At 67.4% G+C, this 12,248-nt stretch carries 12 protein-coding genes; 10 read left to right on the top strand and 2 right to left on the bottom strand.

The window, feature by feature from the left end:
* Positions 1–24: 24 nt before the first annotated feature.
* Entirely contained in the window at positions 25–213 is a 189-nt protein-coding gene (locus tag AB0C75_RS28860) for a hypothetical protein (RefSeq protein WP_362894665.1), read from the bottom strand.
* A gap of 563 nt (positions 214–776) precedes the next feature.
* Complete coding sequence (locus AB0C75_RS28855) at positions 777–1,319, bottom strand: N-acetyltransferase (RefSeq protein ID WP_362894664.1); 543 nt, start codon at positions 1,317–1,319, stop codon at positions 777–779.
* 457 nt (positions 1,320–1,776) lie between these two features.
* Between AB0C75_RS28855 and AB0C75_RS28850 the strand changes: the two genes are divergently transcribed.
* The 10 genes from AB0C75_RS28850 to AB0C75_RS28805 all read left to right on the top strand — a co-directional run bounded on the left by AB0C75_RS28850 (position 1,777) and on the right by AB0C75_RS28805 (position 12,203).
* Complete coding sequence (locus AB0C75_RS28850) at positions 1,777–3,852, top strand: serine/threonine-protein kinase (RefSeq protein WP_362894663.1); 2,076 nt, start codon at positions 1,777–1,779, stop codon at positions 3,850–3,852.
* A gap of 701 nt (positions 3,853–4,553) precedes the next feature.
* Positions 4,554–5,720 (top strand): ATP-binding protein, encoded by a 1,167-nt coding sequence (locus tag AB0C75_RS28845; protein WP_362894662.1) that lies wholly within the window; start codon positions 4,554–4,556, stop codon positions 5,718–5,720.
* On the top strand, positions 5,717–6,127 hold the full coding sequence (locus tag AB0C75_RS28840) for a roadblock/LC7 domain-containing protein (RefSeq protein WP_362894661.1): 411 nt from the start codon (positions 5,717–5,719) through the stop codon (positions 6,125–6,127). The genes AB0C75_RS28845 and AB0C75_RS28840 overlap by 4 nt, the downstream gene beginning before the upstream one ends.
* Positions 6,124–6,504, top strand: coding sequence for a DUF742 domain-containing protein (locus tag AB0C75_RS28835; protein WP_362894660.1), 381 nt, complete (start codon positions 6,124–6,126; stop codon positions 6,502–6,504). Before AB0C75_RS28840 ends, AB0C75_RS28835 begins: the two co-directional genes overlap by 4 nt.
* Positions 6,479–7,069: an ATP/GTP-binding protein gene (locus AB0C75_RS28830; RefSeq protein ID WP_362894659.1), complete on the top strand. Its 591-nt coding sequence runs from the start codon at positions 6,479–6,481 to the stop codon at positions 7,067–7,069. Before AB0C75_RS28835 ends, AB0C75_RS28830 begins: the two co-directional genes overlap by 26 nt.
* Positions 7,070–7,082: 13 nt before the next feature.
* Positions 7,083–8,447 (top strand): cytochrome P450, encoded by a 1,365-nt coding sequence (locus tag AB0C75_RS28825; protein ID WP_362894658.1) that lies wholly within the window; start codon positions 7,083–7,085, stop codon positions 8,445–8,447.
* 101 nt (positions 8,448–8,548) lie between these two features.
* A complete protein-coding gene (locus AB0C75_RS28820) occupies positions 8,549–9,802 on the top strand; it encodes a cytochrome P450 (protein ID WP_362894657.1) in 1,254 nt (417 codons plus the stop codon).
* A 75-nt stretch (positions 9,803–9,877) separates the two neighbouring features.
* Positions 9,878–10,642, top strand: a complete 765-nt coding sequence (locus AB0C75_RS28815) for an enoyl-CoA hydratase/isomerase family protein (RefSeq protein WP_362894656.1) — start codon at positions 9,878–9,880, stop codon at positions 10,640–10,642.
* Between the two features lie 136 nt (positions 10,643–10,778).
* Positions 10,779–11,159, top strand: coding sequence for a beta-ketoacyl synthase N-terminal-like domain-containing protein (locus AB0C75_RS28810; protein ID WP_362894655.1), 381 nt, complete (start codon positions 10,779–10,781; stop codon positions 11,157–11,159).
* 240 nt (positions 11,160–11,399) lie between these two features.
* The gene (locus AB0C75_RS28805; RefSeq protein ID WP_362894654.1) at positions 11,400–12,203 is read left to right on the top strand and encodes an SAM-dependent methyltransferase; all 804 of its coding nucleotides are present in this window, start codon (positions 11,400–11,402) and stop codon (positions 12,201–12,203) included.
* Positions 12,204–12,248: the final 45 nt, after the last annotated feature.

The raw sequence follows: 12,248 nt of genomic DNA, 5'->3' as shown, positions 1-12,248 counted from the left end.
TTGCCGTCGGCGGGCCCGCGTCAGTTACGGGCCCGCCCCGCACGCCTTCGGACGTGCCGTGAACCGCCCGCCGCCCCGCTTGTGCAGCCAGCCCCGGGTGGCGGGCTTGGTCACCTTCGTCCGCAACGGTTCCAGCTTGCCGTGTACCGAGGCGTCCAACCCCAACAGCTCGCCGACCGCCCTGATCTGCACCGGGCCGTCCGCCTCCCGCACGATCTCCAGATCTTGCGGGAGGCGCCGGGCAGCCCGCCCTCGCCGGCCGCGTCGCCGCGGTGCGGGATGAGCAGGACTGCCCGCCCGGCCACCTTCGCCGATGCCGGAGCGACAGCCCGGCATTGGCCCGGGCCTGCCCGGCCAGGCGGTTCAACACTCCGCTCCGCGATCGCCAGTTCGTGCCGCTCGGCCCGCCTTCTGGAGTTGCTTGCCCAACTCTTGGGCAGGGAGGCCCAGTTCGCTCCGGCGGGCAGTGATCCGCTGCCGCTCCTGCATCCCCCGCGCCCACCGCGTTCTCACGGTGTTCCGACCTGCTGAGGGGTCGTGGGCGGGGGCCGGTCGTGGGCGCAGCCGAACCCGGCATACCGTCAGAACCGGACCTGCCCGATGATCTACACCATGGTCATCGGCCGCCGACCGCCACGAGTACCCAACTCGCCATTCACACCAGACCCGTGGCCTGCGACTTTACGATGCACACCGCTCATTGAGGCGACACATCCAAAGACCCCTACGGCCCCCGATGGTCCCGAGAATCAGATGGAGTGCCTGCGGGCGGCTCCTCAGGCGTCGGGGTCGCGCAGGCCGACGCAGTCAAACGACCAAAAAACCTCCGAGTAGACGAAGGTGCCCGTCATCCACGGCTCGTGTGCGGACAAGCGGGCGACCTGGAACGCGGCCTCAGGGATACGCAGCGACGGCGAACGGAAGCCTGCTGCGCCGGCGCTCTCGAAGCCGCGCGTGCCGTAGTAGCGCGGCGAACCCTCCAGGAACACCAACGGCACGCCTTGGCTGTCGGCTGACGCGAGGGCATGCGCAATGAGCCGAGTACCGATGCCCTGACGCTGGAGCTCCGGGACCACGCCCAACGGTGATAGGGAAAGGACGTCCACGATCCGGCGCGGAGCGTCCAACCTCGTCGCGCTCAGCAGGACATGCCCGACGACCCGGTCATCAACGGTGGCGACGAAGGACATCGGTGCCAACGCTGCCTCCGCAACGCGAAGTTCCTCCACCAGCCCGGGAATCCGCTCGCTGTCACCGAAGGCGCGTGTATGAACCTCACGCACGTCTCGGTGATCGCCTGCGGCCTCTTTCCGGATCACCAACCCAGCACCACCGGGAGCCATTCGGGAGCCTTCAGAGGCATCGCTCGGTGGGGCGGCTCGTGCACGAGGCAATTGCACACCAGGGCGTAGGAGCTCGCAGAAAATCGACATGCTGACTTGATCCTGTGTCATTCGACGGCTCATACCTGTCGGTGATCGCCGCCGAGAAGGTACGGGTGATCGACACGGCCATCACGGTGACCTGCGCGGACGGCACCGTTTTCACAGGCTCCTACCGACTGGTCACCACCATGACCGACGCCCTCCGCCGAGCGGCGGGCGCGTTGGTGGGCCTCTACCACCAGCGGTGGGATCGGCAGCTCTCCAAGGCCTCATCCACAAACTCGGCCCCAGCCCCTGGGCCCAACTTCATGAACTGCCTTATACACGTTGTTGACACCCCTCGTTGTCGCTCAGAGACTCACCTCAGGGGGAAGCGATTTCGAGGATGTGGATGCAGCCGTTACACACCAACGATCCCGGCTCGATCGGCGGCTACCGTCTGGAGGGGCGGCTAGGGGTCGGTGGGATGGGGCAGGTCTTCGTCGGGCGGTCCCCCGGGGGCCGCAAGGTCGCGGTCAAGGTCATCCGCCCCGAGTACGCCAGGAACCCGCAGTTCCGGGCGCGATTCACCCGGGAGGTCAAGGCTGCGCGTCGAGTCGGCGGGTTCCACACGGCGCAGGTCATCGCGGCCGACACGAGCGCTGAATCACCGTGGCTGGTCACGGAATTCATCGCGGGCCCCACGCTGCACGAGATGGTGCGTGAGGGCGCCCCCCTCGCCCCGGAGGACGTACGTCTGTTGGGCGCGGGACTCGCTGAGGGGCTCGCAGCGATCCACGGTTGCGAGCTGGTCCACAGAGATCTCAAGCCCGGCAACGTCATCATGGCGGGCGACGGGCCTCGGATCATCGACTTCGGCATCGCCCGTTCAGCGGACGCTACCGCCCTCACATCTCTCGGCGTGGTCGTCGGGACGTTCGCGTTCATGGCACCCGAGCAGGTACGGGCGGAGCAAGCCGTACCGGCGAGCGACGTGTTCTCGATGGGGTGCGTGCTGGGCTTCGCCGCCACCGGCCTCAGTCCGTTCGACGCTGACTCCATCCCCGGCATCGTGCACAGGATCATCAGCCAACCGCCCGAGCTCGGGCACCTTGACGGCGACTTGCGCGAGGTGGTCGCCGCGTGCCTCGCGAAGAACCCCGCGCAACGGCCGTCCGTGGCCGAGGTCCTTGTGCGGCTGACCGCGCAGGTCCACGATGCGGGGCCCCGTGTGGGCCGACCAGCTGTGGACCACGAGGGTACGGCCTCCGCGCCCACGGTCGCGCTGACACAGACAGCCCCAGAACCCACGGAGAGTCCCGATCGCGTGGGGAACCCGGAGCCCATGGAGGAAGGCCCGGAGGCAGTCCCCCAGGCGGCCGGCCTCCAACGCCGCACCCTGCTCATGGCCGTGCTCGGCGGGGCCGGCGTGGTCGGCGCGAGCGCCGCTACGGTGCTGTGGCAGAGATCCGACAGGAAGGGCGCCGGAGGCAGCCCAGGCGCCGGCGCCGCGTCGGTCACGCCGACTCATACCCACACGACCCTCAAAGGCGTCGGCGCGTGGTCGCTGAACTTCAGTCACGACGGCAGAACTCTGGCCGGTATCGGGCACGACGACGGCTCTCCTTCGAAGACCTTCATCCGGTTGTCGGACGCGGCCGGCGGCCGCACGGTCGCGACCTTGGCCGAAGGCGATCCTGACTACACGTCGCTGGCTCTCGGCGAGGACGACAGGACCCTTGCTGTCTCGGGGAGCAACGGAGAGGTCCAGCTGTGGGATGTGGCCACGCGTCAGGTCACCGCGACTTTCGACGGCTATGACACGCACTGCACGGTGGCCTTCAGCCCCGATGGCAAAACCCTGGCCATCAGCGGACAGGAGGACCGCAAGGAGCACTTCCGCGCCTTCGTTCAACTCCGGGATGTTGCCACACGCCGCGTCATCGGCGCCTTCGATATCGGTGCGGTCGGCGACCAGGCCACAGCGATGGCCTTCAGTCCCGACGGTAAGTACCTGGCCACAGGCGACAGTGCGGGAGGGAAGGTGTCCCTGTGGAGTCTGGCCGAAGGCCGGGAGATCCTCACCACGATCCTGCCCAAGGCCGGCGGGACGGACGGGATCGCCTTCAGTCCCGACGGCAGGAACGTCGCCGTGGGCAGCGCGTTCATCGCACCCACCCTGTGGAACACCAGCACCGGCGACACCTCCCGTACAGCAGCTCTCCACGCCGTCTCAGCGGTGGCCTTCAGCCCGGACGGCAAAACCCTGGCTCTGGGAGGAAGTGAAGAAGGTGGCACCGACACCGTATGGCTGTGGGACGTCAGGCATCGCCGAGTGACTGCCACTCTGAGGGGTGACGCGGAGGAGAGTGGCGCGGTGTCCCTGTCATTCAGCCCGGACGGCAAGGCTCTGGCCTTCGGGGTCCAGCTCTACTCACCGAGCGGCGAAAGATCCGGATCCGCCGTACGTCTGTGGAAGCTTGCCTGACAGTCACGAAGTCCAGCGCCCAGTCGCTTGCCCGGGCTGACCGACTCCTACCGCGCAGCGAGTTGAGACCCTCCAGGGGGCTTCACGGTCGGCCACTCACGAACCGCCACCGGATCAACCGCAGCGGTGACCGGCAGCGCAACCGCGCTCTGCACACCAGCACGCCCATCCGCAAGCGGCTCGACCCGGCCAGGCGTCGATTGCCGGGGGCCGCCGCACCCGCACCGGTTCCACACCATTTCCTCACGACCATGCCCCTGGCAGGTGCCCCTAGGCGCGATCAAGGGGGATGATTCGCCCGAAAAAGAGGCAACGCCCCGGGCCCACGACGTATCCCGGCGACCCGCAACACTCACCAAATACCGCAAATCAGCAACGTCGCTGAATAGCCGTCAGGTGACCGAAAAGGAACAGATCGACCCACGATCCGATCCCCCCGTGGTGATACGATCATCAAGCTTGCCAAGCGGCGATGAACCCGCTATGGCATCACTGGAAAGTCAGCGCATCGGCCCAGAATCCGCCACCCCCCGGGGGAGACCTATGCCATCAGCCAAGCCCCTCAAGACTGTCCGGCCAGGCGAGCATGCGCGACCGACCCCACATATCTGTGGGTGCGGGACATCTGTGACCGGGGACGTACTCGACCGCACCCGCCAGACATTCAGTATCCGGTGGCCAAGTCGCCCGAAGAGAGCCTTATGACGCAATACCTCCAGGATCCAGTTCTTTGGGTTCTGATCGCTGGAATTCTTGTCGCAGCCATCGCGATATCCCGCGGCCAGAAGAGGATATCCGAGCTACGCAGAGAGAAAGAGGAGCTGAACACTCACTACGCGAATCTCGAAAACCACTACACAGAAGCCGTCGAAGAGGCCAAGGACCGGGCCGAGGAAGCGACGAAGACTGCGCTGAAGTCGGCCATGCGTACGCTTCAGGGCCTCGCCGGCGAGCAGCAGTTGGCGATCACGAAGCTGCAGGAGAAGTACGGGGAACTCCAGATTCTCCAGGACCTCCTCGACATCGACCACATGAACTCGCAGTTCGCCCGGCGCGCGCAGTCCATCGCCGTGCTCTGCGACGGCTGGCTCGGCAGGCAGCGCGCCGCCGCATCGCTCTACGACGTGGTAAGGAGCGCGAAGGGGCGCATCCGCTACTTCACCCGTGTGGAGATCCGGGCCCAGACGAACTTCGCGATCGCCAGCCGCGCCGTCGAACCGGTCGCGCTGACCCTGGCCGAGCTGCTGGACAACGCAACCAGTTACTCCGCGCCGGAAACGGTGATCGAGATCAACATCCGCCCCGTGCCCAAGGGCGTCTGCATCATCGTCGACGACGCCGGCGTCGGCATGAACGAGGAGGAGAAGGAGCGGGCCGCCAAGCTCCTTTCGAGCGAACGCTCCCCCGGTGTCTCGGGGCTGGGGAACCCGCCGCAGTTCGGGTTCACCGTGATCGGCGTCCTCGCCGCCAGGTACGGCTTCACCGTCTCCGTGGACTCGACCTCCCCCTACGGCGGTGTGCGAGCGGTCGTGCTGCTCCCGGACGATCTCCTCACGACCATCCAGGCGCCCGAGCCCGAGCCCGCGCCCTCGCCCGAGCCCGCGCCCGAGCCCAAGGAGTTCCCCACGGTGGCCGTACCCCCCTCGATGCCGCCCGAGGAGAGCCCGGTGGCCCCCTCGACCACCACCGGAGGTCTGCCCAAACGCCGGCGCAGAGGCGCGATATCCATCGTGCCGGCCGTCGACTCGACGGACGTACCGGCTCGTTCCAGCGAACAGGCCGCTTCCGTCATGGGCGCGTTCCAGCGCGGAACACAGTCCGGCCGCCGTTCCACCAACGCAAGCAGCGAAGGGCCTGAGACTCAGTGAATTACGACCTGTCATGGATGCTTGACAGTGCCCTGGAAGTGCCCGAGGCGCAGCACGCCCTTCTCGTGTCCGCCGACGGTCTTCTCATGGCGCGCTCCAAGGACGTCGGTAAGGACCAGGCCGACACCGTCGCCGCCGCCATGAGCGGAATCCAGTCGCTGAGCCGGACGGTGGTCGACTTCTGCGGCACACCGAGAAGCCCGCACCGTCAATGGCGCCAGACCCTGGTGGAGTTCGACCACGGCTGGGTCTTCCTCATCTCCGCCGGTGAGGGCGCCTACCTCGCCGTTTCCGCGACGCCCGACGTCGACATGGCCGAGATCACGTTCCGCATGCAGCAGCTCGTCGGCCAGCTCGGCAAAGCCCTGTCCACGCCCCCTCGCGAGATTGCCGACACCAAGGCATGACGACACCGGACGAGTCCGAACAGGAACAGCCCGCCACCCCCTTAGTCCCGGCCTATGTCATCACCAACGGCCGCAGTCTGCTGGACGGCGACACCTTCTCGCTGATCACGCTGGTGACGACCGCCCAGGACTCACCGGTCGTACAGAATCTCGACCCCGAGAAACGGCGTCTTCTGGAGCTGTGCTCCGGGGGGCACCTGTCAGTGGCCGAGATCGCCGGGCACACCCAGTTCCCGGTCGGCGTCGTCAAGATTCTGCTGTCCGATCTCACCCAGGGCGGGTACCTCGTCACGCGGGCCCCCATCCCCGCCGCGAAGCTTGTCGACCGGAACATACTGGAGCAGGTGCTGCATGGCCTTCAAGCCCGATTTGGATAACGGTGTCTATCTCCGGGAATCGGTACAGACCGCGGCGAAGATCCTGGTGGTCGGGCACTTCGCCGTGGGCAAGACCACGTTCATCGGAACGATGTCCGAGATTCCGCCACTGCGTACCGAAGAGGTCATGACGCGGGCGGGCGAGGGGATCGACGACCTCAAGGGCACGACCGGCAAGACCACGACCACGGTCGCGATGGACTTCGGCCGGCTCACGCTCAGCGAGGAGCTGGTGCTCTACCTCTTCGGGACACCGGGGCAGCAGCGGTTCGTGCAGGTCTGGGAGGACATGTCACGCGGTGCGCTCGGGGCACTGGTGCTGGTGGACCCGGAGCGCCTCGACGAGTCCTTCCCCGTGATGGACCTGGTCGAGCACTACGGGATTCCGTACACCATCGCCGTGAACCGCTTCGGCGACCGCCCCGATCACGCGGACGAGGAGATCCGGGAGGCACTCGACCTGCTGCCCGAGACACCTCTCGTCAACTGCGACGCCCGCGATCAGCGTTCCTCCGCGAACGCGCTGATCACGCTCGTCCGTTATCTCCAGTCTCGCCTCAACTAGGAGCTCGACCCCCATGCAATCCCCCTCGGACTTCCCCGCACCGCCACCAGGATGCCCCGCACACGGCGCCGGCGTTCCCCTGTACGGCCCCGAGTTCGCCGCCGATCCGCACGGCTTCTACGAGTACCTACGGACGTTCGGCCCCGCCGCACCCGTCGAGCTGTCGCCAGGTGTGCACGCCTCGCTGGTCACGGACTACGCGGCGGCGCTGCACGTCCTGCAGAATCCGGAGACCTTCGTCCGGGACGCGCGGCGCTGGCGCGCGCTCAACGCGGGCGAGGTCCCCCTGGACAGCGCGATCGTCCCCATGATGTTGTACCGGCCGAACTCGCTCTACTCCGACGGCGCCGCGCACATGAGGCACCGCCAGGTCGTGACCGAGACGTTCGCGCGGATCGACACGCACCGGCTGAGCCGGCATGTCGACCGGGTCGCCGACTACCTCATCAGCGAGTTCAACGGCCGGGGCCGGGTCGATCTGGTCGCCGACTACGCCCAGTTGGTGCCGTTGCTGGTCTTCAACGAGCTCTTCGGCTGCCCCGCGGAGCTGGGCGACCAGCTGGTCTTCAGCATCTCCAGCCTGATGGACGGCATCGAGGCGGACAAAGCCATCGCGCTGCTGACCGAGACGCTGATGGAGCTGATCGCCCTGAAGCGCGCTCAGCCCGGTGACGACATCACCTCCTGGCTGATGGAGCACCCGGGCCGCCTGACGGACGAGGAACTGATCTCCGAGATCATGACGCTGATCGGAGGCGGCGCGGAGCCCACCCAGAACCTCATCGGCAACGCGCTGCGTCTCCTGCTGTCCGACGACAAGTACGCGGGCGACCAGTACGGCGCGAGCCTGCTGGTCGAGGACGCCATCAACGACGTGCTCTGGAACAACCCGCCCATAGCCAACTGGGCCGGCCACTATCCGGTGCACGACGTCGACCTCTCCGGGACGAGGCTGAACGCCGGGGACCCCGTCCTGATCAGCTTCGCGGCCGCCAACAGCGACCCGAGTCTCTCGACGAGCCGTCAGACACTCAGCAAGCGCGCCCACCTGGCCTGGGGCGCGGGCCCGCACGCGTGCCCCGCCAAGGACCCGGCTCTGCTCATCTCGATCCTGACGATCGAGAAGCTCCTCAACAAGCTGCCTGACATCGAGCTGAGCGTCCCGGTCGAATCGCTGACGTGGCGGCCGGGTCCGCTGCACCGCGCGCTGACCTCGCTGCCCGCCCGGTTCACCCCGGTACGCGGGGAGAGTTCGGCCGCCTCACGCTTTTCGGCCGATGTCCGTTCCGCACCGGCAAATCCGGCGGGCGAACAAAAACAGGGACAGGCCCGAAAGGGGACTTTCTGGAGCAGCTTTCTCTCCTGGTGGAAAGAGTGACATGCACCACATCACATAGGTGATCGCAGTCGCATGGGCGTTCCACCCGAGGGGTAGTCAGGGCTGGAAACCTTACGTGATCCTTTGAGAGAAAGATTCTCGTGGAACCCACCCTGCCGACCGCAACCGTCGACCGCCGCACGGTGGCCTCTCTTTTCTCCCGGCTGCGCACCGGGAAGGGCCAGTCGAATCCCCGGCCCCTCTACGCAGAACTGAGGGGGCTCGGGGATATCTTCCCCTCCCCCTGGGGCGGACATCTCGTCACCTCGTACGCGCTCTGCGACGAGGTCATACGGAGCAGAACGTGGAAAGTACCCGATGCCCAGTGGAGGGCCGGTCAGGCCAACGCCGCGCGCTGGAACACGCCGGCCTCACTGCAAACGGCGAAATCGCTTCCCATGCTCAATCCGCCCCAGCATACGAGAGTGCGGCGTTCGGCGGGCAACATGTTCGACCGGACAAAGCTGGCGGAAATAGAGATTTCGATAGCGAAGAATGTCGAGAAGGTGCTCGACGCCTTCGACGAAGAGCTGCTCAAGGGCCCTGCGGACTTAATTTCCCTGGTGGCCGAAGAGCTGCCCGTCCGGTCGATCGGGGAATGGCTGAATCTTCCGTCAGCCGATTATCCGTGGCTCAGGTCCCTGACCAATGACCAGACTCTCAGCCAGGAATTCTTCCCCTCCCCCAGCCAACTCACGCGGGCAGACGCGGCGGCCCGCGGGCTCCAGGAGTACGTCACCGCGCTGGTTCGGGAGCGTCGCGCGAGGCCGGGGGACGACCCGGTCTCCTCGTGGATAGCGACCTGGGACACGCTGGAACCGGACCGGGAGAAGGCCGACGCCGAGGCACACTCCATGACGGTCTTCGTGATCGTCGCCGCCCTGGAGACCACGGAGCACCTGCTGTCCAGCATGATCCGGCTGCTGCTGGAACACCCCGGCCAGTTGGAGCGGCTGCGCACCCACCCCGAGTACATCCCGCACGTGGTCGACGAGACCCTGCGCTACGACCCGGCGATCCACGCGATCAGCAGGACGGCTCCGCACGACATCACGCTGGGCGGCACCCTGGTCCACGAGGGCGAGATGGTGCAGTTGATGGTGGGAGCGGCCCAGCACGATCCGCGGCAGTACGAGGATCCCGAGGAGTTCGACGTCCGCCGTAAGCCGCCCCACTTCGGTTTCGGCAGCGGGATCCACTACTGCCTCGGTGCCCCACTGGCGCGGCTGGAAGGCAGCCTGCTGCTGACCTCGATGCTCAGGCGGCTGCCCCGGCTGCGGATCAGCGAACCGCCTGCCTGGGAGCCCCGGGTTTCGTTCCGCCGGCTCAACCGCCTCATGGTGACACCGGCCTGAACCGGGCCGCACCGAAGAGAGGAACCGTTTCATCGTGCCCAGTCCTCACAATCCGTCTGTCAGGAATCAAGAAGCATGATCGATGATCTCAAGACCCTGCACGTCGAGCACGACAACGCGGTGGTGAGAGTCCGGTTGAATAGCCCGGAGACCGGAAACGCGATATCCGGACTGCTCCTGGACGAACTCCTCGCCGTTCTCGGTGCACTGGACGACCATCCCACCACCCGCGTCCTGGTCCTCTCCGGCGCGGGCACCGACTTCTGCCTCGGCGGAGACCGCACCGAATTCCCCTCCCTGCTCTCCCCGGAGACCGGCAACGCGAGCATGCGCGCGCTCGCCAACAAGGCGCGCCGGATGTGCGACCTGCTGGCGAACACCGGGGTCGTCACCATCGCGCGGCTGCACGGCGGCGTCGTGGGGGCGGGACTCGGGCTCGCGGTCTTCTGCGATCTGCGCGTCGGAGCGGACACCAGTCACTACCGGATACCGGAGCTGGGTCTCGGCGTGCCACCGGCCTGGGGCGGGATCACCGCCCGGATGCTGTACGAGACGGGTGCCGCCCGGATCCGGGAGTTGCTGCTCACCGCCGAAAGGTTCGACGCCGACCGGGCCGCCGAACTGGCCATCCTGCACAAGGTCGTTCCGGAGGACCAGCTCGACGCCACCGTCGACCGCTGGACCAAGCCGCTGCTGCGTCGCTCCCCCACGGCCCTGCGCAGCACGAAGGCCATGCTGAACTCCTACGCCGGCGCCAACCGCCTCGGCGATGCCACGCTGTTCGACGCCGAGCTGCTGACCGCAGCGGTCACCGCGGCCGAGGCCGCCAGGCGCCGCTGACCCTCTCCTCCCGGCCCGGGCTCCGGGCTGATCGGGCACGGCACGGCGACGGACACCCCGGGTCACACCGAAACCCGGTGGCCGGCGCACCCCGGTTCCCCGGCCGGGCGGCGGTCACCAGGTCCGAGCGCGTGCCGTGCCCCGCGCCCACCGTCTCGCACCCGCATGCGATCGTGTGGGTGAAGACGCGTGGTCCTGTACGGCGGAACACCCGAGGAGGGCGCTTCATGAGCCCGTCGTCATCGATGTGCCGAACACTGTCGTGACCGCCGGCCGGGGTTCGGACTCCTGGGGCGGGGCACCCCAGCAGGAACCCGTGGCGATCGTCGGTATCGGGTGCCGATTCCACGGTGGCATCGCCGACCCGCAGAGCTTCTGGGACCTGCTCGTGACGAAGACCGACGCGATCGTCGATGTGCCGCAGAATCATGGGCCTGTACGATCCGGCGCGGCTCGTCGAGGCGGAAACGTCCGGCGCCGGTGCCTTGCTCCCGTCACACCCCGGTGTCGGCCCTGACGAGACCCGCGCGTCCGGTGACCGTGCCGGGCTTGGGGCACGACAACGAGCACGCCGGTGAGGACTGGCCCGAACTGTGGCCACGTATCGCAGAGTTCCTGGCGGAACAGCCCTGACGGCGCGCGCTGCAAGGGAGTTGGACTCCTGTCGGGCTGGTGCGGATGCCGCTGCTGAGGAAGCATGGTCATGCGCGGGACCGGGGCCGTCCCACGCAGCCGATATGCGACGCGAAGAGGGCCGATGACTGACGAGCAGGGCATGCGAATGGCGGCGGTGGATGAAATCGACACGGGCACGCCGCATTCGGCGAGGGTGTGGAACTACTGGCTCGGCGGCAAGGACAACTACGAGGTGGACCGCCGGCTCGGGGCGACGATGGAGGAGCTGTACCCGCAGATCATCGAGATAGCGCGTGCCTCCCGGGCGTTCCAGGCGCGAGCGGTGCGTTTTCTGGCCGGTGAGGCGGGGGTGCGGCAGTTCCTGGACCTCGGAACCGGGCTACCGACGGCGAACGCGACGCACGAGGTCGCTCAGGGGGTCGATCCGGCGGCACGCGTCGTGTACGTGGACAACGACCCGATCGTCCTGGCGCACGCGCGTGCCTTGCTGACGAGCCGGCCCGAAGGGGCCACGGACTACGTGCACGCGGACCTGACGGACGCGACGACGGTGTTGCGTGAGGCCGCTCGGACGCTGGATCTCGACCAGCCGGTGGCTGTGATGGTGCTCTCGACACTGGGACACGTCGCTGACCCCGGCGAGGCCGCGGCGCTGCTCCGCACTTACCTGGACGCGCTGCCCGAGGGGAGCTACCTGATGCTGTGCGACACCATCGAGACTCCGGAAACGCAGGCGGGATCCGACGAGTACGCCAGTGGCGGTGCCGTGGCGTACATCTCGCGTCCCAGGGAGATCATGGCGACGTTCGCGGACGGTCTGGAACTGGTCGAGCCCGGCTTCGGCTCGATCAGCCTGTGGCGCCCCGACGAGCCGGCCGTCGGCGAGCCGGTCGACCAGTGGGGGTTCGTGGCCGTCAAGCGGTAACCGTCCCTGTTCCCCTACGAGTAGTCGGCGAAGGGCCCGGGCCGG

The sequence above is a fragment of the Streptomyces sp. NPDC048565 genome, from assembly GCF_040650935.1.
Classification (GTDB): Bacteria; Actinomycetota; Actinomycetes; order Streptomycetales; family Streptomycetaceae; genus Streptomyces.
The sequence above is the reverse complement of the archived record's forward strand: the minus strand, read 5'-3'. Positions and strand labels throughout refer to the sequence as shown.

Bases quoted from the DNA above. Each gene is read 5' to 3' on its own strand.
- AB0C75_RS28850 (WP_362894663.1), top strand. From the start codon at position 1,777: ATGCAGCCGTTACACACCAACGATCCCGGCTCGATCGGCGGCTACCGT.
- AB0C75_RS28845 (WP_362894662.1), top strand. From the start codon at position 4,554: ATGACGCAATACCTCCAGGATCCAGTTCTTTGGGTTCTGATCGCTGGA.
- AB0C75_RS28835 (WP_362894660.1), top strand. From the start codon at position 6,124: ATGACGACACCGGACGAGTCCGAACAGGAACAGCCCGCCACCCCCTTA.
- AB0C75_RS28830 (WP_362894659.1), top strand. From the start codon at position 6,479: ATGGCCTTCAAGCCCGATTTGGATAACGGTGTCTATCTCCGGGAATCG.
- AB0C75_RS28825 (WP_362894658.1), top strand. From the start codon at position 7,083: ATGCAATCCCCCTCGGACTTCCCCGCACCGCCACCAGGATGCCCCGCA.
- AB0C75_RS28815 (WP_362894656.1), top strand. From the start codon at position 9,878: ATGATCGATGATCTCAAGACCCTGCACGTCGAGCACGACAACGCGGTG.
- AB0C75_RS28805 (WP_362894654.1), top strand. From the start codon at position 11,400: ATGACTGACGAGCAGGGCATGCGAATGGCGGCGGTGGATGAAATCGAC.